Raw genomic sequence first — 22,329 nt, 5'->3', positions numbered from 1 at the left:
GTGGCGTGGCGGGTGGTTTCGCAGGTGGTGCCTGTGGTTCGGCGCGCTGCGGATCATGGGCATGCGGGTGGTGGGACCATTCCGGACGGTGCGCTATACTGATTCAGGTTTGGCCCCGTAGCTCAGCTGGATAGAGCATGTGACTTCTAATCTCAAGGTCGACGGTTCGAGCCCGTCCGGGGTCACGGCCAGGGATGGCGCATGCGTCATCCCTTTTTGCATATGTACCTAGGCCTTTGCGTCCGGAGTTGTAGGCGGCTCCGGCGGTTCGGGACGTAAAAGGGCGCATTTGCGGGTGGTTTGGCAGGTGCGGCCGATGGTTTGGGATGCTGTCCGTTTTTGGCGGCTGACAGCTGCGGATCTGGACGCAAAAGGGTGGGTTTGCAGGTGGGATTGCAGCTGTGAGCTGTGACGTGGTGGTGGTGAAGGCGAATCCGTGCACAGTGGCACAACGCACAGCAGCACAGCACACTGGGATGGGAAAGGCGGTGCGGTCCAGACAATGGGCCGCACCGCCTCTTCTTCATGCCTGCCGCCGCTGCGCGCGCACACGTACAGCCGCTCGCAACCGCTAGAACGTGAGCACGACTTTGCCGAACAGATTCCCCGACATGACGCGCGCGAACGCGTCCTTCGCGTATTCGGCCGGATATGTCGCGTCGATGACCGGGTGCAGGTTCGCGTGTTCGACGAAGCGCAGCATGCGTGCGAAGTCGTCACGCGAGCCCATCGTGTTGCCTTGGATGCGGATGTCCTGGAAGAACACACGTGTCAGTTCGGCGCCTGGTTGGTCGCCACTCGTCGCGCCGCATGTGACGACCGTCCCTCCGGGTCGTACCGAACGGATCGAATGGCTCCATGTGACCGATCCGACCGAGTCGAGCACGGCGTCGACCTTGTGTGGCAGGCGTTCGCCGACGCGCACGGCGACGTCCGCGCCGATGCGCCGTGCGACGTCGAGTTTCTCCGCGCTGCGCGACGTCACGAACACTTCGAGTCCCGCTGCGTGCGCAAGCTGGATCGCCGCACTTGAGACGCCGCCGCCGGCGCCTTGGATGAGGACGCTGTCTCCCGGCTGCACTTGTGCGCCGTGGTCACATGAGAACAGCATCGAATACGCGGTGAGCCAGCTTGTGCCGAGCGCGGCCGCTTCCTCGATCGTGCAGTTCGCCGGTTTCGCGAAGAGGTTCGCCGCGGGCACTTGCGTTTCGTCGGCCATCGTTCCCGGGTATTTCTCCGAGAGGATCGTGCGCCGTTCACCTGCGAGCACACCCGCGCCGTCCGCTCCGACGACGGTGTACGCGACGACTTCGTCGCCCGCCTTGAGTCCCGTATGCCCCTGTGGTTCCTCCTCGAGGACACCGCACACGTCGGTGCCGAGGATCATCGGCGTCATGTCCGCGGACAGTCCCACCCCCTTGAGCGACCAGATGTCATGATGGTTGATCGATACCGCGCGTGTGCGGATACGTGTCCACCCGTATGGCAGCGGCGTCTGCGGCAGTTCGCCCACCGCGAGCGCGTCCAACGGTCGATCCGGATTGATGTCCTGTACGTATACGGCTCGCATATGCCGCTCCTTCGCGTCTGTCCGTGCGACCTTTTCACGGCCGTCATCCGTCATTCTAACGCGGCGCCCCGCGGCCCGGCAGGACGACACACTATAATATGGTTCGCGAGACGCACACCTGCGTCCGTTGGACGAGACCGTAAGGATTTGATCAGGCTCATGACCGGCGACATTCTGGCGAACATGCATGCTCCCGCGGATGTGAAGGGGCTCGACGGGGGCGAATTGGAGGCCCTGTGCGCGCAGATCCGTGCGACGCTCATCGAGTTCGGCAAACGCCATGGCGGCCATATCGGCTCCAATCTCGGCCTCATCGAGGCGTGTGTCGCGTTGCACCGTGTGTTCGAGTCGCCGTTCGACAAGATCGTGTTCGACGTCTCCCATCAGAGCTATGTCCATAAGATGCTCACGGGGCGCGCGCAGGCGTTCCGCGAAGCCGCGCTGTTCGGTACGGTGACGGGGTTCACGAACCCATCCGAAAGCGGCCATGACATGTTCGTGCTCGGGCATACGGGCACGTCGGTTTCGCTCGCATGTGGGCTTGCGAAGGAGCGCGACATGCTGCGCGCGGCGGCGGAGACGCCGCAGACGGGCAATGTCATCGCCGTCATCGGCGATGGCGCGCTCAGTTCGGGCATCGCGTTCGAGGGGCTCAACAATGCGGCCGCGCAGGGCGGCAACCTCATCATCGTGTTCAACGACAATGAGATGTCGATCGCCGACAACCAGGGTGGCATGTATGCGACGCTCGCCGAGATGCGCGCGTCGCATGGACGTTCGGATGTGAACCTGTTCCGTGGGTTCGGCCTTGACTACCGCTATCTTGAGGATGGCAACGATGTGCACGCGCTTGTGCGTCTGTTCGAGGAAGTGAAGGACATCGACCATCCGATTGTTCTGCACATCCATACGACGAAGGGTCTTGGCTTGGACGCCGAGGATGCCGCGCATGGCATCGAGGAAGGGCGGTGTGAGGCGAATCATTGGCAGGCGCCGATCGCTGACGAGCATAAGCCGCTTGGCGCGCGCAAATACTATGGGCGGATCGCGATGGCGTCGCTTGAGCGCCGCTTCGATGCGGAGCCTGGGCTTGTCGTCATCTCACCGGCGACGCCGGGTTCGAACGGCATCACACAGGAATTCCGTGCACGTGCGGGCGCGCATTATGTGGATACCGGCATAACCGAGGAGCATGCGGTCGCGTTCGCGTCGGGGCTTGCGAAGGGCGGCGGCCGCCCGGTCGTCGCGACGTCCGCGACGTTCTTCCAGCGGGCCTTCGACCAATTGCAGCAGGAGCTCGCGCTCAACGGCACACCGGTGACGTTGCTGTCGTTCGGCGGCGGCATATCGGATGCCGACAACACGCATTCGGGGGCCTTCGACGTCACGATGTTCGGCAACATCCCCGGATTGCGCTGCCTGGCGCCGACGTCACGGCAGATGTTCCTCGACATGCTCGCATGGGCGACGTCCGCGGACAACACGGCGCCGACGCTCATCCGCGTGCCCGGCAACGCAATCCTCGACGCGGAGCGTGCGGGGGTCCTCGATCCACAGATGACGGCCGAACCGCAGCGCACCGACGCGGACGCGCCGTGGAGCGGCTACCGCATCGACCATGACGGCTCCGGTGTGGCCGTCATCGGCCTCGGCAACGCCTATGCGTGCGCGAAGGCCATCGTCGAACGGCTCGCCGCGCCGGTGGATAAAGGCACGCCTGCAATCGACGCGACCCTCATCAACCCGTTGCAGTTCTCGACACTCGACGAGGCGACGCTCGCATCGCTCGCGCCTAAACACCGCGTCGTCGTCACACTCGAGGACGCGCAGCTTGAAGGCGGCTGGGGTGAGAAAATCACCGCATACTATGCGAACGAGATGCCCGACGCCGGCATGCATGTCCTCAATTTCGGCGCCGACAAGGAGTTCACCGACCGCACGCCGCTCGCCGAGCTCAATTCGCGCTACCATATGACGCCTGACGCCATCACCGACGCGATCCGCGCACTGCTGCGATAGCTTCTAGCGCCCCACGGGGCATCGCGATGTGAGACGCGACAAGCGCCGGCGGCCGTCCAACGCGCCGGGTCGGCGTACAGTGGAACACGATGCAACCACCCGTCCACATCTTTGCGGAGGTAACAATGACAGCCAGCAAGCCCGAAGTGGCCGTGATCATGGGATCGGCCAGCGACTGGGAGACGATGAAGCACGCGTGCGAGATGCTCGACCGCTTCGGCGTCCCGTATCTCAAGCAGGTCGTGTCCGCGCATCGCACGCCCGAGCTCATGGGTGAGTTCGCCCATGCTGCGCGCGCGAACGGCATCAAGGTCATCATCGCCGGAGCCGGCGGAGCCGCGCATCTGCCGGGCATGGTCGCCGCGCAGACGACGCTTCCCGTCATCGGCGTGCCAGTGCAGTCGCATGCGCTCTCCGGATGGGATTCGCTGCTGTCGATCGTGCAGATGCCGGGCGGTATCCCCGTCGCGACGACGGCGATCGGCAAGTCAGGCGCGACGAACGCAGGCCTGCTCGCCGTAAGCATGCTCAGCATGGCCGACGAACGCCTCGCGCATGCACTCGACGACTACCGTGAGGAACTCAAGAAGAAGGTGGACGAATCCAATGCCAAGCTTGTCTGAGGAAACGAACGGCGCCGTCGACATGCTCGCGCCGGGCGCGACGATTGGCATCGTCGGCGGCGGACAGCTCGGCCGTATGATGGCGCTCGCCGCGAAATACATGGGATTCCGCGTCGGTACGCTCGACCCGACCGAGGATTGCCCGACCGCGCAGGTCGCCGACTTCCAGATTGTCGCCGACTATGACGACACCGCCGCGATCCGCGAACTCGCCGACCGCAGTGACGTGCTCACGTACGAATTCGAGAACGTCGACGCCGACGCGCTCGACGCGGTGCGCGACCGCGTCGCGATTCCACAGGGCACCGACCTGCTGCGCGTGACGCAGAACCGCATCGCCGAAAAGACGTTCATCAACGACCATGGCATCGCGACCGCGCCTTGGGCGCCTGTGCGCAACCACGCCGAACTCCTCGCCGCGCTCGATGAGATCGGATACCCGGCCGTCCTCAAGACGGCCGAAGGCGGCTACGACGGCCACGGCCAAATCGTGCTCACGAGCGCCGACGACCTCGAACAGGTCTGGCCCGACGACGCGTTCCCGACCGCGATCCTCGAAGGCTTCGTCGACTTCGCGTATGAGGCGTCGATCCTCGTGAGCGGCAACGGCGGCGACTATGTGACGTTCCCGGTCGTGCGCAACATCCACTGCGACAACATCCTGCACAAGACGATCATGCCGGCGCCGATGGATGGTGCGATGCAGCAGGAGGCGCGCGCGCTCGCGGTCGAACTCGCGAAGGGCTTCGAACTCGCGGGCACGCTCGCGATCGAACTGTTCGTCTGCGCGGACGGCACGCTCATCGTCAACGAGCTCGCGCCACGTCCGCACAATTCGGGGCATTACACGATCGAGGCGTGCGATTTCGACCAGTACGACCTGCATGTGCGCGGCATATGCGGATGGCCGCTCGCGCAGCCGCAGCAGCTCACACCGGCGGCCGTCATGGTCAACGTGCTCGGCCAGCATGTCGAACCGACGCGCGCGGCGATCGCCGACCATCCCGAATGGCATGTGCACGATTATGGCAAGGCCGAGGCGAAGCACAACCGCAAGATGGGGCATATCACCGTCCTGACCGACGACGTGGAGCGTACGGTCGCCGGCCTCGACGCGACCGGCTGCTGGGCGGACATCACCGACCGCGGCTGAACACGCACACGGTTCGTGTGCGTTCCGTGTGTATCGGCGCACATGTGCCACGCCCGCGCCCGACGCCGTGTAGTATCATGGACGCCCGCGGACAACGCCACCACCTGATGATGGTGCGCACGACCGGCAGCGTCATTGGAAAGGAGCACCTCGACCGCATGCGCAATACACGGCAGAAGGATGTGATCCGCGAATCGCTCGCGCATACGGACGGGTTCGTCTCCGCGCAGCGGTTGCATGAACGCCTTGAGGACGACGGTGAGCATATCTCGCTCGCGACCGTCTACCGTCAGCTCAACGCGATGGAGGAGCAGGGGCTCGTCGACACGGTTCGCATGAACGGCCAACAACTGTTCCGTTTGTGCAGTGACGACCGCCACCACCACCATCTCGTCTGTGTGTCGTGCGGCAAGACCGTCGAGATCGATCCGCCGAGTGAGGCATGGCTGAGGAACGTCGCCGATACGTATGGGTTCACGATCGAATCCCATACGCTTGAGGTGTTCGGCCTGTGCGCCGACTGCCGTAGGAAGGGCGACGCCGGGGATTCCACGGACACCGATTGATGGAGAGAGCGGCAAGTGGGTGTGCACGAGGATTCGTGCACACCCACTTCTGTATTGCCATGGTGTTGGTGGCGGTGGGCCATGTTGCCCGGCACGTTTTTCCGCAGTGCGATACGCTACGGCGCCTCCCACCGCACTGCGGAAAACAGGTTCGCGCTGAGTGGTCACTCCTGGGCGTGTTGGGTCGGCGCATCCTTCGGGGCCGTGTCCGCGTCAGGTTCCTTGTCCGGTTTGGCCGGTTGGGCGTCCGTTTTCCTGGCGTCCGACGTATTGGTGGTCGATTTCTTCTTGTCTGATTGTTTGTCGTCCGATTTCTTCGGTTTGAAGCTCGACAGCATGCCGAGTGCGCCGCGGAACGTGAGCGTCGGCAGATATGCGCGCACGATCGCGATGCCGAGGTTCGCGAGGAGCGCCGAATCCGGGTAGCAGATGTAGACCGGATGTTCGGACGGTTGGAACTTCTTCTTGAAGTTGTAGAGCGATTTGAACCCGTACACGGGCTCGAGCAGGTCCGCGACGAGCGCGAGCGAATGCTGGAGCATGACGGTGCCGTCGATGTTCGACGTGTCGTCCGGTTTCGCGTCCGATGCGCTGTGCAGTCCGGTGAGCGGCGCCGCGGACAACGAGATGAACCTGATCTGCTCGTCCGGATGTTCGACGCCCCAATCATGCATCCGCTGCGCCATACGCGCGATGAGGAACTCCATGATGCCGTTGTAGCTGCCGATGCGGTAGCGCATGAAATCAAGCGTCCAGCCGATGACACGGCCGTTGTGCCATGTCGGCAGCCAGCTCGTGACCGCCTGCACGACGCCGTCGCCGTCGATCGCGTAGAGCACCTGCACGCGCGGGTCCTTGAGCTCCTCGACACCACCGAGCGTGAACTTCATCTCCGGCAATGCCTTGCCTTGCGACCATTGGTCGGAGATCTCCTGGATCTGCTCCTGCACGTCGGCCGGCGCATCCTCATAGGTGCCCATCTCGTCGGTGATGCCTTCGCGCTTCGCCTTGTTGATCGCCGTGCGCACATCCTGCCACTTCTTGCCGGTCGTCTTCCAGCTTTGCGGGTCGATGACCATCTCGTCGCCGACCATGATCGAATGCCAGCCGAGCTTCGCAAGATGGTCGCGCGCCGGCTCATGCACCGCGTAGAACACCGGCGACCATGAATGGTCGCGGCAGAAGCGCGCGAACTCGTCGAGATCGCTCATCCATTCCTCCGGATCGCCGAACGGTCCCGTCGTCGTCAACGCGATATGGTTGAGCACACGGTATGCGACCGCGGACCGTTTCGTGCCCGAAAGCCAGTATTCGTTGCCTTCCCAAGTCGCCATGAAGCTCATCGACTCACCACCATGCTCGACGAGCTCCTCGGCACGCGCATGCGCCTTCCTGTCATAGTCGATCGTCGCGTTGAGCCATGCGAACGCGACGACGACGAACACGATCCAGAACATGACGCCGACGCCTTGGTAGACGAACGACGCGAGGGGCGTGTCCGGTACGAACGCGAGACGCGTGTTCGTCAGGAACCCGACCGGCAGGAAACGCCCCGACAATTCGGCGAGCAGGACGCGTAGCCCGGGACGTGGCATGAAATCATCGCCGCGCACGAGCCCGAAGACGAGATAGATCGCCGCACAGACGACGAACGTCGCCGCAAGGACGAACAGGCCGATGCGCAGCGGACGCTCCTTCGTGCGAATCGAGAACGCAGGCAGCTCGATGATGAGCACGATTGCATAGATGAGCGGGACAAGTGTGTTGATGAGGCACGTCTCAAGCGCGCGGCCCGAGAACGGCATCGCCGCGTTCGCGGCAACCGACGGCATGACGACGTAATAGCACACCGTGATCACGGCGGACGCGATATAGAAGACGATGCTGCACACCGCCGCCGTACGCCGGCCAAGATAGACACCCCATGCGAGCGCGACCATCACGAGGAGCGGCAGCACCGAGCGGATCAGGTCGCCCGTCATGCTCGCGCGCATGAGCTCGTACTGTTCGAAGCAGCCGTTCGTGATATGGCCATGCATGCATGATGCGAGCTTGCCGGTGTTGACCGACGCGGGGGAGAGCACCCAGGCGAGTCCGGTGAGCGGGCCGGCATGCGAACGCGACGTCGCGGCGACGATCGGGCCGAGCGCGAGCACGATGCCGATCGAGCCGAGGACGCGGCGCACTTCCGCGGAACTGCTGTACTGCCAATGCCATGCGTCGTCCTCGATCGGCGGACCCGCCATCGCCCGGCCGATGAGCTGGCCGGCGACCGCGGCGACGAGCATGCAATAGTCGCCCGGGTTGCCGCCATAGAGCAGGACGACGAGGATCGCCGTATAGCCGATGAGGCGTATGCGGCGGCGCCACTGTTGGTAGGCGAACGCCGTCGATGCGAACAGGGCCCCAACGACAAGCACGAGCGGCGACAACGTGAACGACACATGGTAGATGATCGCCTTGTCCTGCAACAACGTATTGAACCCCGCGCACAGCAGCAGGCCGAGCACGACGCCGATCGCCGCGCTCGCGAGCGCCGATCCGACCGTGCGCCACACGCCCATCATCGGTTCGGCGATGCACAGCATGCACAGGATGAGAAGCGCCTCGACGATGAGTTGGAACACGCCGCGTGTCAGGATGAGCGACGGCATGAGGTGCGCGATGTCGAACGCGCCGAGCGTCGTGTCCATCGACGCGTACGGCAATGTGCGGTGCCGCACCGCGTATGCGAGCCACCAGCACACATTGATGACGACGAATCCGAACGTCGTCCATAGCGCGAAACGTTGCTCATGCGCCCATTGGCGCAGGTCGTGCGCGAGTTGCGCGCCGACGCCGTCGCCGTTCGCATGCGGCCTCGCCTTCGGTTGTGCGTTCATCGCAGCACCTCGATTCCTGGATTCGTCTCCATCGTGTCCATCCTCCCGTCGTCCTCGTCCTTCCCTCGGCCGGAGCCCGCCGCGAGGCCCATGCGGTCGCACAGCCATGGCAGCGCCGCGTCGAGCGTGGCGTTGACGGCGCGCCAATCATGTCCGGCACCTTTGGCCTTGATCCGCACGACCGTCCATCCGGCCTTGGTCGCTTCGTTTCCAATCGTAGCGATGTTCGCCATCGATACGACGTCCTTTTCTCCCGCCGCCAGAATCATCAGCTGGTCCGACGGGGCGTGCGCGCGCAGCGCGTTGACGGGGACCTGCCGTTCATAGGCGGCGCGGTCGCCGCCGAAATACCCGTCGACCATCGCGTCGACGCCGCCGGCGTTCGGCGCGAGCTCGCCGTCGACGGCGAGCACATTGCCGTAGATGAGCGGATGGTTCGGGCCGATCTGCGTCGAACAGGTGCCGCCCTGCGAGAAGCCGCCGATCGTCCAATCCCGCGCGTCGTCGCTCACCGGCAGGTGTGTGCGGATCCAATCGGGCACGTCCTTCGTCAGATACGTCTCGGCGTTGCCGTATTTGACCGTGTCCGCGCACAGCGAATTGCGCGTCATCGACGTGTTCTGGTCGGGGGAGACGACGATCGGCGCAAGCCCGTTGTGCGCGTGCGCGTACCTCGTCAGGACGTCGATTGTGTTGCTCGCGGTGAAATAGCGTGTGGGGCTGCCCGGCTGCCCGGCGAGCATGACGATGACGGGCAGCCGTGGCGGTCGTTTCGCGAGCGCCGACGGCGGCAGCCAGACGAGCGCCTTGCGCGCGGCGAACTTCGACGCGGGGTTCGCAATGTCGGCCGACAGCAGACGGCCTTCCTTCGCGGGTGTCTGCGTATGCGCGTCGACGTCGCGGTTCCATTCGGGTATGGAAACCGTGTCAAGCGAGACGTCGGACGCGGTGATGTACGGATACGGCGAATAGTCGACGAGTGAACCGATCGTCTGGTATTCGCCGTAGATCATGTTGATGCGCACCGCCGTCGTGACGAACGTGAGCGGCACCATGACGATCGCAAGCACGCGCCGCCAGCCGCGCGCCGCGACCGCGGCCGCGATGAAGAACCCAAGGACGAGGAATCCGATCGCCGACGAGATGATGACATCCCAACCCAATTCGACACCGAACAGGACGATGCCGTCCGAGATGAACCATACGATCGCACCGCCGACGCCGCCCACGGCGAGCGCGGCGGCCCATTCGCGCATCAGGCGCCTGCGCGCGTGGCGACGCATCTGCGTGACACTGAGCACAATGAGCGCGGCGAGCGTCGCGATGAAGAACAGCGCGGGGAACCAACCGGTCGTGATACGGACCGCGTACAGCTCCTCCCATACGGCGATGGAAGCCATGTCGTCGTCCTCCTTCGTCCACGCGGCATTCGGCGCGGACCGTACACACTGTAGCGGCACATGCCTACGCGTCCGCATCGCGCACAGCCCAGCGCACAGCGTATTGTCAGCTTGTCGGAGGAAAATGGACGCGGCTTTTTCACATACGACCCACGACACGAACGAACCATCTGGAGCGGCACATAGTGGACAACGGACAACAGCGACAGGACAACGAGATCGAGGAACTCTCGATCCGCACAATCAACCCGGACGACAGCGGCGGCGCGCAGCGCACCCACGGGACGCGCACCGCGCGCGCGATATGGGCGGTCGTATACGCGGTGCTCTTCCTGCTCGTCGACTACGCGTCGCTCGCGATCATGCAGTGGGGCGTCGCACTCACGTCGACGCGTGTACAACTGTCCAGCACAGGCGAGAACCTCGGCACGATGTGGCACAAAATGGTCACGCAAGGCAACTGTGTGCTGCTGCTCAACCTCATCATCATCGCACTCGTCTACCTCATGCTGCTCATGGCGACGAACCGGTTCTGGATAGCGACGCCGATCCTGCTGTCGGCGGCGGCCGTCATCGCGGCGACCGAGAAGATGAAGATCGCGACACGCTACGAGGCGATCCTGCCATCCGACCTCAACTTCCTCGGGAAGAACACCGGCGACCTGATGAAGTTCCTGCCACCCGAAGCGCCGATGATCTTCGGCATCGCGGCGGCCATCATCGTCGTCTCGATCGTCGCATCGGTCATCTGCGCACACTTCGACCCACGCCACGGCGCGCTCATCGCGGGCGGCAACAACGCGGTCGGCGCATGCGTGCGCGTACTGCTCGTGCTCGCGCCCGCGCTCGCGATCGGCGGCTACGGGCAGTCCGTCGGTGTCGTCGACTCGTGGGGATACCACGTCTCGCGCGGCATGGGCGACAAACCATCGATGTGGGATTCGGTCTACGACGCGCAACGCAACGGCGTCGTCGTCTCGTTCCTGCGGCAGGTCGACCCGAAGGTCATGGACATGCCGGCGACGTACAGCAAGGAGACGATGGACGAGGTCGCGGCACGCTACCGCAAGGACGCCGCGCGGATCAACGAGACACGTACGCATTCGCTCGACGACAGCACCGTCATCTACGTGCTGTCGGAATCGTTCTCCGACCCCACGCGTGTGCCCGGCGTCGAACTCAACAAGGACCCGATGCCGAACATCCGCAAGATCAAAGGGGAGACGACAAGCGGCCTCATGCTCTCATCCGGATACGGCGGCGGCACCGCGAACCTCGAATACATGGGATTGACCGGATTGAGCATGGCCAACTTCGACGCGTCCCTCACAAGCCCATACCAGCAGCTCGTGCCGGGCGCATGCTGGACGCCGAGCGTCAACCAGCTGTGGGGGCCGCCGGAGAACTCGATCGGGCTGCACCCGTACGAACCGAGCATGTATTCGCGTGAGACGAACTACAAGAAACTCGGATTCTCACACTTCTACGCGCTCAAAGGCGACGACATCATCTCGCACCAGGACAGGATCGACGATTCACCATACGTCTCCGACGAAGCGACCTACGAGAGCACAATCGAGGAACTGAAGAAAACGGACGGCAACCAGTTCCTCCAAGTCATCACGATGCAGAACCACATGCCGTACAACGACTGGTACACCAACAACGAATTCGAAGTACACGACGCGGACGGTTCGACGAAACCACTCACCGACAAGGAGAAGAAGTCGATCCGCACGTATGCGAAAGGCATGGAACTGACCGACGACGCGACACTCAAGTTCCTTGAGGAACTCGACGACATCGACAAACCGGTCACCGTCGTGTTCTACGGCGACCATCTCCCCGGCATCTACGCGACGGCGGGCGCGGACACGAAGAACTCGATCGACCTTCATCTGACCGACTACTTCATCTGGTCGAACAAGGCGTCATGGAGCCATGACACGAAGATCGACGACAGCGCGTACTCGTCGCCGAACTTCTTCATCGCGCAGGCGGCGGAACAGATGAACGCGAAAGTCTCCCCATACATCGGTTTCCTCACGCTCATGCACGAGCATGTGGCCGCGATGGAACCCCCGGTCGTCAACACAATCCAAGGATGGGACCGCATCCCCGAAGGACAGGCGATCTACCTTGGCCAGGACGGCAAGCCGATGAGCGTTGCGGACATGGACGCGGCGACGAAGCAGCTGCTCGACGACTACAAGCTCATCCAATACGACATCACCGCGGGCGCGAACTACCTCAAGGACACCGACTTCATGTCACTCCCGAAGTAGTCGGCGGCCGCGGCGGTGCCGCAATAGACAGCCGTCTACAACGCGCACGTGGCAGTAGTTGGCGGCGGCGCCACGACGCACGGTCATCCACAACGCGCGCATCGTGCACAAAAGGGGTGGTCGGCATCCTCATGGATGCCGACCACCCCTGTATATGTGTACGTATCGCAGGTGACGGTAGCGGGAACGTCAGTCCTTGAGCGCCTTCGCGCCGATGTCGTGGCGGTAGAACATGCCGGTCGTATCCGCGGAGTCGAGGATCGCGTAGACCTTCTGCTGCGCTTCGGCGAGCGTCGGAGCGGACGATTCGACAAGCAGGACGCGGCCGGAGTTCGCGACGAGACCGTCGTCATCGCGCGCGACGCCCGCATAGTAGACGTGGGAGTCGGCGTCGACGTGCAGCGCGGGGATGCGTGCGCCCTTGACGACATCATTCGGATACCCGTCGGACGCGAGCACGACGCCGAGCGTCGCATTGTCCTCGTCCCACGTGAACTCGGGCGTGTCACCATTGAGGATCGCGTCGATCGCGGCACCGAGGTCGCTCGTGAGCTTCGGCAGCACGACTTCGGTCTCCGGGTCGCCGAAACGCGCGTTGAACTCGATGACCTTCGGGCCGTCCGCGGTCGCGATGAGACCCGCGTAGAGGATGCCGGTGAACGGCGTGTTCTCCTGCGCCATCGCCTCGACGGTCGGCTTGACGATCGTCTTGATCGCCTCGTCGACGACATCCTGCCCGATCTGAGGCACCGGGCTGTACGCGCCCATGCCGCCCGTGTTCGGGCCCTTGTCGTCGTCATAGGCGCGCTTGTGGTCCTGGCTGATCGGCATCGGCCAGAACTCGGTGCCGTTCACGAAGCTCATCAGTGAGAACTCCTGACCTTCGAGGAAGTCCTCGATGACGACCTTCGCACCGGCGGAACCGAAACGATGGTCGACGAAGATGTCGTTGAGCGCGGCGACGGCCGTGTCCTCGTCCATCGCGACGGTCACGCCCTTGCCGGCGGCGAGCCCGTCCGCCTTGATGACGATCGGCGCGCCATGCTCATGCACATAGTCGACCGCCGGCACGAGCTCGTCGAACGTCCTGTACGCGGCCGTCGGAATGTCGTAACGCGCCATGAGCTGCTTCGCGAAGTCCTTCGACCCCTCGATCTGCGCGGCCGCCTTGCGCGGACCGAACGCCTTGATGCCCGCTTCGGCGAACGCGTCGACGATGCCGTCGATGAGCGGCACCTCGGGGCCGACGAACACCCAGTCATAGTCGTTGTTGCGCACAAAATCGATGAGTGCGGCCTGGTTCGACGGCGCGAGCTGCAATGTGCGGATGCCCTCGTCAAGTTCCATGCCCGGGTTGCCGGGCGCGACCGTGACCTCTTCGACGCTGCCGCCGCGCAGCAGCGTGTCGGCGATCGCATGTTCGCGCGCGCCGGAACCGATGACCAAAACCTTCATGTCTCTTCTTTCTCGTGGTACTCGGAAATCTTCGTGATGATCCCGTCGTGGATCTGTGTTGTCCGTGGACAACGGCGGACGCGTACGCGCCCATGCCGAAGGCCGCGGCGCAAGCGCGCGCGGCCTTCACGATTGTTCAGATGAGTTCGACGTCCACCTCGGACTTCTTGACGACGGCACCGATGCGGTACGCCGCCTCGTTCGCATCGTCGAGGAGGTTCATGACCTCGTCGACGCGGTCGGCGGGGACGGCGACGACCATGCCGATGCCCATGTTGAAGATGTTGTACATCTCCATATGGTCGACGTCGCCGGCCCTCTCGATGACGTCGAAGATCGGCGGGACCGGCCATGCGCCGAGGTCGATGCGCGCGGCGAGGCCGTCGGGGAGCATACGCGGCACGTTCTCGATGAAACCGCCTCCCGTGATGTGCGCGACGCCGTGCACAAGGCCGGCTTCGAACAGCGGCATGAGCGCGTTCACGTAGATCTTCGTCGGCGTGAGCAGCACATCGCCGATCTCGCGGCCGTCGAGTTCGTCAAGACGCGTGTGCACGTCGTAGCCGGCCTGTGCGAAGAGCGCCTTGCGCACGAGGGAGAACCCGTTCGAATGCACGCCCGTCGACGGCAGGCCGATGAGCGCGTCGCCCTCGCGGATCGCCGAACCGTCGACGATCTTCGAGCGTTCGACGCAGCCGACCGTGAATCCGGCGAGGTCGTATTCGTCGGCGTCGTACATGCCCGGCATCTCCGCGGTCTCGCCGCCGATGAGCGCGGCGCCCGCCTGGACGCAGCCGTCGGCGACGCCCGAGACGACCTGTTCGAGCACGGCCGGGTCGTTCTTGCCGCACGCGATGTAATCGAGGAAGAACAGCGGCTGCGCGCCCTGCGCGACGACGTCGTTGACGCACATCGCGACGCAATCGATGCCGATCGTGTCATGTTTGTCCATGAGTTTGGCGATGACGAGCTTCGTGCCGACGCCGTCGGTGCCGGAGATGAGGACCGGCTCCTTGTAGTCGAGTGACGCGAGGTCGAAGAGGCCGCCGAAACCGCCGATGCCGCTGACGACACCGGGACGGTTCGTGCGCGCGACATGCGACTTGATGCGCTTGACGACCTCGTATCCCGCTTCGACGCTCACGCCGGCGTTCTCATATGCTTGTGGCATGTTCACCCTTTCTTAGGAAACTCGTGCCTGGTTGTGTGTTGGTGTGTTGGTGTCGGTATTGATGTGCGCATATGCGCACAGGGATGGTCACTCGTTCGCGATGCAGTATTCGGTCGGATCGGCGGCCGCATGCTCGCCGTGTGCGCGGCACGTGTATTCGGTGCCCTCGTAGAGCGTTTTGCGACCTTCGTACCCGGGAAGACGGACGCGGTCCGACGGTGTGAGCGAATCGAGGAAGTCCTGTTCGTAATCGTCGAGCGCGGTCGGATAGTCACCGTTGAAATAGGCGACGCACAATCCTCCATAGGGGGCGTCCGCGTTCAGTCCGATCGATTCGATGAGGCCGTCGAGCGAAAGGTAGGCGAGTGAGTCCGCACCGATGAATTCGCGGATCTCCTCGACCGATTTCTTCGCGGCGATGAGTTCCTGCGTCGTCGAGATGTCGATGCCGTAGAAGCAGGGGTATTTGAGCGGCGGTGAGCTGATGCGCATATGCACTTCGGCGGCGCCCGCCTCCTTGAGCAGCTGCACGATGCGCTTCGACGTCGTGCCGCGCACGATTGAATCGTCGAGGACGATGATGCGTTTGCCTTTGACGACCGATTTGACGGCCGAGAGCTTCATGCGCACGCCCTGTTCACGCAGCTCCTGCGTCGGCTGGATGAACGTGCGCGCGACGTACTGGTTCTTGATGAGACCCATTTCGTTCGGAAGTCCGGCTTCCTCGGAGTAGCCGGACGCGGCGGACAATGACGAGTTCGGCACGCCGATGACCATGTCCGCGTCGACGGGCGCCTCCTGCGCGAGGCGCGCGCCCATGCGCTTGCGCGCCGAATGCACGTTGACGCCGTAGATGTCGGAATCGGGACGTGCGAAGTAGATGTATTCCATCGAGCAGATCGACAGTTGCGTATGGCTCGTGTATTTGAGGGTGCGGTACCCGGAATCGTCGATGATGATCATTTCGCCCGGTTGGATGTCACGGATGCGTTCGGCGCCGACGACGTCGAGCGCGCACGTCTCGGACGCGAGGACGTAGGCGCCGTTCGTCATGCGGCCGAGCGAAAGCGGACGGAACCCGTTCGGGTCAAGTGCGCCGATCATCGCGTCCTCGGTCATGATGAGGTACGCGAAGCCGCCATGCACGGTGTTGAGCGCCTCCTGCAGCTTGTCGACGACGGTGCTGCGCACGGAACGGCGGATGAGGTGCATGAGTACTTCGGTGTCCGAATTGGAATGGAAGATCGCGCCTTCGTTTTCGAGCGCGCGGCGCAGCGAGAAGCAGTTCGTGAGGTTGCCGTTGTGGCACAGCGCCATGTCCCCGTCATGGAAACGGAAGATGAACGGCTGGATGTTGTCGAGGCCGCCCGAGCCGGCGGTCGCATAGCGGACGTGGCCGATCGCGCGGTCGCCCTGCAGTTTCTGGATGTCTTTCTCGTCTTTGAATACTTGTGTGAGCAGGCCGAGACCACGATGGCCGCTCAGATGACCGTGGTCGTTCGCGACGATGCCGGCGCCCTCCTGGCCGCGGTGCTGCAGCGCGTGCAGTCCGAAGTAGGTGAGACGGGCGGCGTCCGGGTGACCCCAGACACCGAAGATGCCGCATTCTTCATGGATCTCTTCGAGTTCAGCAGACAAGCCGAAGCTCCTTCCGGACAATGGAGACAAAGGGATTCGCTACGGGATAAACCCTAGCAAGCGTCGGCTACATCGGCAAACGAGTATTTTGTGAAAACGGCGGAATTCCAACGAAAGGAAACCGTACGCCCATTCACATGCCGGACATGGGCGTACGGTGTGGTGTCTCAGGCGCGGATGAGCCAATCGGGTGCCGCCGTCATCGGCGCATCCGTGGACAGGTGTTCGGCGAGCATGGGCACCGGTGTGTCGACCGTCGTCGTCGCCTGGAACATGGTGCGCCCATCGCGCACCGACATCACGACATCCGCGCGCTCGTACACGGCGTCGAACGCGTTGTGCGCGTCGAGCACGATGAAGTTCGCGGCGTTGCCTTCCTTGATGCCATAGGTGTCCGACAGGTGCAGCGTCGTCGCGCCGTTGACGGTGAGCAGGTCGAGCGCGCATTCGATTTCGTGCGGCGTCATCATCTGCGCGAGGTGCAGCGCATAGTCGAGGATGATCATCATGTTGCCGTTGCCGAGCGGATACCACGGATCCTGCATCGAATCCTGCCCGAGCGAGACGTTGATGCCCGCATCCGTGAGCTCCTTGACCCGTGTGATGCCCCGGCGTTTCGGGAACGTGTCCTGACGGCCCTGCAGGTAGAGGTTCTCGGTGGGTGCGCACGCGAAGTTCATCCGCGCATGCCTGAGCAGCTTCGTCAGATGGAAGAAGTAGCTGTTGTCCGCCGATCCGAGCGAACATGTGTGGCTCGCCGTCGTCATCGTCCCGATGCCCTCCGCGCCGGCGAGTGCGGCGAGCAGCTCGACGTAGCGCGAGTTCGGATCGTCCGTCTCGTCGCAATGCACGTCGATGAGTTTGCCATAGCGGGACGCGAGCTCGACCGTCGTGTGCATCGAACGTTCGCCGAATTCGCGGCACGCCTCGTAATGGGGGATGGCGCCCACGCAATCCGCGCCCATCCGCAGTCCCTCCTCGACGAGTTCGGCGCCCCCTTCATACGAGTACATGCCTTCCTGCGGGAACGAGACGATCTGGATCGTCACAAGGTCCTTGAGTTCCTCGCGCAGTTCGAGGAGGGCGCGCAACGACGTGAGTCTCGGGTCGGTGACGTCGGCATGGGTGCGGATGTACTGCACGCCGTGCCGCACCTCCATCGCGACGGCCTTGCGCGCACGTCCCTTCACCTCATCGACGGTGAGGTCGGACTTCGTCTCACCCCAGCGTTGGATGCCTTCGAACAGCGTGCCCGACGTGTTCGCTGCACCGGGTTTGCGTGATGTGAACACATAGTCGAGGTGTAGATGTGTATCGCAGAACGGTGCGCTGACCAGATGCCCGGTGAGGTCGACGATGGACGCATCCCGGAGGTCGTATCCCTGTGCGGCGAGCTTCGGGAGCAGATGTGTGCCGATCATGCGGAACACGCCATCCTCGATGAGCATGTCCTGGGGTTCCGTGCATCCGCGAAATGCGGCGTTCGTGAATACCGTCGTGGCCATCATGGCTCCTTTCGTGCCGGCGCGCCATGTGTGACGTGCCGGTAACGTGCGTCTGGGTTTCCTGTAATCTGTGCCCGCTATTCTCGCCGGCATCGTTTGCGCGCGTATGGCGGCGATGTGAATGCATGGCAACAGGGAATGGACGGTTTGTATGACGGTCACGGTCAAGGACATCCTCACGCGATCCGTGCTTGCGAAAGCGGATCCGATCGTCGAAGCGTCGCCGGACACGCTCGACAACACCGTCCGGTGGGCGTATACGAACGAACGGTATGATGTCGCGCGCTTCCTCTCCGGCGGCGAACTCGTCATCGTCGAAGGAAGCGCGCTGTTCGCCCATCTCGAGGACCACGAACTCGCGAAATACGTGGACTCGCTTGCGGACATCGGCGCGGCGGGGCTCGTCGTCGAGCTCGTCGAAGGACTGAAGGACATTCCCGCGGCGCTACGCGCGCGTGCGGACGAGCGCGGTCTTCCCGTCATCGGATTGCGCTCGCGCATACCATTCGTCGACGCCTGCCAGAGCGTGAACACACTCATCGTCAAGGACCAGTTCCTTGTGCAAATGGAAGTGGACGCATTGTCCACGGTGCTGCGACGCGAGCTCGCACAGGCGGACGATGTACAGGACGTGGGTGAACACCTCTCGCATATCTGCGGAGAATCGGTCGCCATCTACGACGCCGACGGTTTGCCGATCGCACAGTATGGCCCGACGATGGACGCTGGTGAGGCCCCTGTCGTGCTCATCCCGATAGAACGGCAAGGCGTGCCGGTCGCCACACTCGAACTTTCGCAGCGCGTACGGCTGTTCGACGAACGCACACGCACACAGATCGCGCATGTCGTCGGACAGGTCATGGCGGCGCTCATGCCACGGGACGCATCCGCCGCGATGACCGCGCGGGTGTTGTCCGGACCAGCCGATGGCATACATGCGGGACGCGAGGAGGCGGGCGACATCGGCCAGCTGCTCAAGGCGCTCGGGGCCGGCGACACGGCGTCGTACTACCCATTCGCTGTCGGCGTGCGCTCGCTCACGGCGTCCGCAGGGCGCATCGAACGGCTGCTGGAGGGGTTCGCCTCAATCGAGGGGGCCCAGACACTATGCATGTTGGATGGCGGTGTGATGTTCGGACTCGTCCATGTGGACGGCGGCGTGTGCGGGAGAAGAGAGGAAGGGGTTCCTACCGGCCTCGCTTGGCTCTCGAACCAATGCGACGAAGTGCTTGCAGGGGCGGCCGCCGATGCCGGAGGAGTCTGGACGATCGGCGGCCGCGCCGTCGCGGAGGCGGGCATGCTCGCCGATGCGATTGGCGTGATGCGCGCATGGATTCGGTCGGGCGCGCCGCAATGGGGGATGATGCACAGCGTATACGACGGGCTGCTCCCACGGTTCGCGCATGTGGGGAGGACGGACGAAGCGCTCGCGATGCTGCGCGGTGTGATGATGGGGGAGTCCCTCGCGGCGGATGATGCGCTCGTCCGTACACTCGCCGCCTGTTTTGAGACGGGGGACAACAAGACCCGCGCATGTGAGCGTCTGGGAATCCAGCGACAGACGCTGTACAACAGGCTTGACAAAGTGACAAGGTTTTGCGGAATCACATCCGAGGATGGCGTCGCCTGGTCCTTACTGTTATTCGCGGCGCAAATCGAAGCCGAGACGAACGGCGACGCGCCTGGGGCGACGTGGTGAGGGGCCGCGGTCGCGTTGACGAAACGTCGTCCGCATCGGCGCCGGCATTAACGATGCGTTCATGGTGCGGCAAACGCATCGCGCGATAGTGCGGATATCGCGGCACGACGCCGCGGATGGACAATCCGAGCAGAGTAGAAAGGTGGATGCCATGAGTGCCATAACAGATATGGGCATGGATGTCCGTGAGCTGGGCGGCGTGGAGCGCGAGCCGGAAGATGAGCGCCAGGGCATGGTGCGCAAAGTCGCATGGTCGTCGTTCCTCGGCAACTTCATCGAATGGTTCGATTACGCCTCGTATTCGTACTTCGCCACGGTCATCGCGGGCGTGTTCTTCCCCTCCTCCAACCGCACGGTCGCGCTGATGGAGACCTTCGGCGTCTTTGCGTTGTCGTTTGTGCTCCGACCGGTCGGGGCGCTGTTCTGGGGGCATTTCGGAGACAGGTTCGGGCGCAAACGGGCATTGAGCCTGTCGATCCTGCTGATGTCGGGGGCCTCGTTCCTCATCGGCTGCCTGCCGGCCTACGCGGTCATCGGCGTGCTCGCACCGCTCCTGTTGCTGTTGATGCGCATGGTGCAGGGCTTCTCGGCATCGGGCGAATACGCTGGTGCGGCGACGTTCCTTGGGGAATACGCCCCTGCCAGGCGTCGTGGCATCTATTGCTCACTCATTCCGGCGTCGACCGCGATCGGACTCCTCGCCGGTTCGACGCTCGCGATGCTGATGACGACGAACCTGGATGCGGTGGCGATGAGCGCATGGGGATGGCGTGTGCCGTTCCTGATGGCGGGTCCGCTCGGACTCATCGTGCATTACATCCGCAACAATGTCGCGGATTCGCCGATCTACGAACAGATGAACGCCGAGCTCGAACGCAAGGAAGGCGGAATGGATGCGGGGAAGGGGACGCGCAACGTCTCGCCGTTGCGCACACTGTTCCACGATCATCTCAAGCAGGTGTTGCTCAGCTTCGGCGCGTGCATGCTCAATGCGGTCGGTTTCTACACGGTGCTCACGTACCTGCCGACGTACCTTTCGGAAACGGTCGGCATGGAGGCCTCGCAATCCTCGCTCATCACGACGGTGTGCCTTGTGCTCTACATCGGTCTTGTCTTCGCGATGGGGCATATCTCCGATCATTTCGGCCGCAAGAAGGTGCTCGTCGGCGCCTGTGTCGCGTTCATCGTGCTGACCGTCCCCGCCTTCATGATCCTCGAGACCGGCGCGTTCTGGCCGGTGCTGCTCGTGGAGCTCGCGTTGTGCGCGACGCTCACCGCGAATGACGGCACACTGTCGAGCTATCTGACCGAGACATTCCCGACAAGCGTGCGGTTCACTGGTTTCGCGTTCAGTTTCAACCTTGCGAACGCCTTGTTCGGTGGCACGGCCCCGTTCATCGCGACGTGGCTCATCTGGGCGACCGGATCGGCGATCGCCCCTGCCTGGTACATGGTCGTCATCGCCGCCATCGCGCTCGTGGCGATGTGCCTGTCGCATGAGAACACCGAGAAGGACCTGGGGACGATCTGAATGTGCGGTGCGGCGCACTGTGGATGTGAAACGACAACAAAGGAGACAACAATGACGTACCGTATGGATGAGATGACATGGCCGGAGTTCGCGGCCCGCAAGGACAAGCCGGTCATCGTGCCGATCGGGTCGACCGAACAGCACAGCCAGCATCTGCCGATGCGCACCGATGCGACGTTGGCGGCGTGCATCGCCGAGGACCTCGCGAAGGCCGTGGACGGCACGGTCATGCCGACGATCAGCTACGGATACAAATCGAAGCCGCTTTCCGGCGGCGGGCCGTTGTTCCCGGGGACGATCGACATGAACGGCGCGACCGTCATCGCGCAGATGCACGACGTGCTGCGCGAGCTCATCGACGATGGATTCACGAAGATCGTCGTCATGAACGCCCATTTCGAGAACGAGGCGTTCATTGTGGAAGCGATCGACCTCGTCACGAGGGAGACAGGAGGCGCGGCGACGATCATCGAGACGAACTGGTGGGACCCGCTCACCCAGGACGTCATCGATGATGTGTTCAGCGGTGACCTTGTGTTCCCGGGGTGGGCGCTCGAACACGCGGCTGTCACCGAGACGGCGCTCATGCTGCATTACGCGCCCGAGGCCGTGCATATGGATCGCATCGTATACGAGGGGCCGGTGACGCCGAGACCATACGTGCGCTACCCGGTGCGTCCGGGGGACGTGCCGGCGTACGGCGGCCTCGCCGATCCACGTGGGGCGACCGCCGAAGCCGGGAAGCTCATGGCGGAGGCATGCGTGCGTGAGGTCGCGTCGATCTGCGAGCGCGAGTTCGCCTGATGCCTTGGCGTATGCGGGGACGGTGCCG

The 22,329-nt window shown here is 63.6% G+C and carries 15 protein-coding genes and 1 tRNA gene; 9 read left to right on the top strand and 7 right to left on the bottom strand.

Annotated features, from left to right (window positions below; translation table 11 throughout):
• Positions 1-111 precede the first annotated feature (111 nt).
• Positions 112-185, top strand: a tRNA-Arg gene (locus B1526_RS02270).
• 386 nt (positions 186-571) lie between these two features.
• Here the strand turns inward: B1526_RS02270 and B1526_RS02265 are convergent.
• The gene (locus B1526_RS02265) at positions 572-1,570 is read right to left on the bottom strand and encodes a zinc-binding dehydrogenase (RefSeq protein WP_095614496.1); all 999 of its coding nucleotides are present in this window, start codon (positions 1,568-1,570) and stop codon (positions 572-574) included.
• Between the two features lie 159 nt (positions 1,571-1,729).
• Here B1526_RS02265 and B1526_RS02260 point away from each other — a divergent pair, with 159 nt between their 5' ends.
• The 4 genes from B1526_RS02260 (at position 1,730) to B1526_RS02245 (ending at position 5,931) form a co-directional block, all read left to right on the top strand.
• Positions 1,730-3,589, top strand: a complete 1,860-nt coding sequence (locus B1526_RS02260; RefSeq protein WP_095614495.1) for a 1-deoxy-D-xylulose-5-phosphate synthase — start codon at positions 1,730-1,732, stop codon at positions 3,587-3,589.
• A 125-nt stretch (positions 3,590-3,714) separates the two neighbouring features.
• Entirely contained in the window at positions 3,715-4,212 is a 498-nt protein-coding gene (gene purE, locus B1526_RS02255; protein WP_095614494.1) for a 5-(carboxyamino)imidazole ribonucleotide mutase, read from the top strand.
• Positions 4,196-5,365, top strand: coding sequence for a 5-(carboxyamino)imidazole ribonucleotide synthase (purK, locus tag B1526_RS02250; RefSeq protein WP_095614493.1), 1,170 nt, complete (start codon positions 4,196-4,198; stop codon positions 5,363-5,365). Before purE ends, purK begins: the two co-directional genes overlap by 17 nt.
• 110 nt (positions 5,366-5,475) lie before the next feature.
• Positions 5,476-5,931, top strand: coding sequence for a Fur family transcriptional regulator (locus tag B1526_RS02245; RefSeq protein ID WP_095614690.1), 456 nt, complete (start codon positions 5,476-5,478; stop codon positions 5,929-5,931).
• 164 nt (positions 5,932-6,095) lie between these two features.
• Here B1526_RS02245 and B1526_RS02240 read toward each other — a convergent pair whose 3' ends face one another.
• Together B1526_RS02240 and B1526_RS02235 are read right to left on the bottom strand one after the other, a co-directional pair.
• A complete protein-coding gene (locus B1526_RS02240) occupies positions 6,096-8,813 on the bottom strand; it encodes a bifunctional lysylphosphatidylglycerol flippase/synthetase MprF (RefSeq protein WP_095614492.1) in 2,718 nt (905 codons plus the stop codon).
• Positions 8,810-10,213, bottom strand: coding sequence for an alpha/beta hydrolase (locus tag B1526_RS02235; RefSeq protein WP_095614491.1), 1,404 nt, complete (start codon positions 10,211-10,213; stop codon positions 8,810-8,812). The genes B1526_RS02240 and B1526_RS02235 overlap by 4 nt, the downstream gene beginning before the upstream one ends.
• Positions 10,214-10,398: 185 nt before the next feature.
• On the opposite strand from B1526_RS02235, the gene B1526_RS02230 reads away from it, so the two are divergent.
• On the top strand, positions 10,399-12,498 hold the full coding sequence (locus B1526_RS02230; protein WP_235606991.1) for an LTA synthase family protein: 2,100 nt from the start codon (positions 10,399-10,401) through the stop codon (positions 12,496-12,498).
• Positions 12,499-12,687: 189 nt separating this feature from the next.
• Here the strand turns inward: B1526_RS02230 and purD are convergent, their stop codons facing one another.
• From purD to B1526_RS02210, 4 genes are all read right to left on the bottom strand, one after another.
• Positions 12,688-13,953, bottom strand: a complete 1,266-nt coding sequence (gene purD / locus B1526_RS02225; protein ID WP_095614490.1) for a phosphoribosylamine--glycine ligase — start codon at positions 13,951-13,953, stop codon at positions 12,688-12,690.
• A gap of 136 nt (positions 13,954-14,089) precedes the next feature.
• Positions 14,090-15,124 carry a phosphoribosylformylglycinamidine cyclo-ligase gene (purM, locus tag B1526_RS02220; protein WP_095614489.1) on the bottom strand — a complete coding sequence of 345 codons (1,035 nt, stop codon included), beginning with the start codon at positions 15,122-15,124 and terminating at the stop codon, positions 14,090-14,092.
• Between the two features lie 87 nt (positions 15,125-15,211).
• Positions 15,212-16,762, bottom strand: a complete 1,551-nt coding sequence (gene purF / locus B1526_RS02215) for an amidophosphoribosyltransferase (protein WP_095614488.1) — start codon at positions 16,760-16,762, stop codon at positions 15,212-15,214.
• A 167-nt stretch (positions 16,763-16,929) separates the two neighbouring features.
• Entirely contained in the window at positions 16,930-18,267 is a 1,338-nt protein-coding gene (locus tag B1526_RS02210; protein ID WP_095614487.1) for an amidohydrolase family protein, read from the bottom strand.
• 151 nt (positions 18,268-18,418) lie between these two features.
• On the opposite strand from B1526_RS02210, the gene B1526_RS02205 reads away from it, so the two are divergent.
• The 3 genes from B1526_RS02205 (at position 18,419) to B1526_RS02195 (ending at position 22,301) form a co-directional block, all read left to right on the top strand.
• Positions 18,419-19,966: a PucR family transcriptional regulator gene (locus tag B1526_RS02205; RefSeq protein ID WP_162287920.1), complete on the top strand. Its 1,548-nt coding sequence runs from the start codon at positions 18,419-18,421 to the stop codon at positions 19,964-19,966.
• 232 nt (positions 19,967-20,198) lie between these two features.
• Positions 20,199-21,497: an MFS transporter gene (locus B1526_RS02200; RefSeq protein WP_095614688.1), complete on the top strand. Its 1,299-nt coding sequence runs from the start codon at positions 20,199-20,201 to the stop codon at positions 21,495-21,497.
• A 63-nt stretch (positions 21,498-21,560) separates the two neighbouring features.
• On the top strand, positions 21,561-22,301 hold the full coding sequence (locus tag B1526_RS02195) for a creatininase (RefSeq protein ID WP_095614687.1): 741 nt from the start codon (positions 21,561-21,563) through the stop codon (positions 22,299-22,301).
• Positions 22,302-22,329 lie beyond the last annotated feature (28 nt).

The sequence above is a fragment of the Bifidobacterium criceti genome (genome assembly GCF_002286935.1).
GTDB classification, from domain to species: domain Bacteria; phylum Actinomycetota; class Actinomycetes; order Actinomycetales; family Bifidobacteriaceae; genus Bifidobacterium; species Bifidobacterium criceti.
The sequence above is the reverse complement of the archived record's forward strand: the minus strand, read 5'-3'. Positions and strand labels throughout refer to the sequence as shown.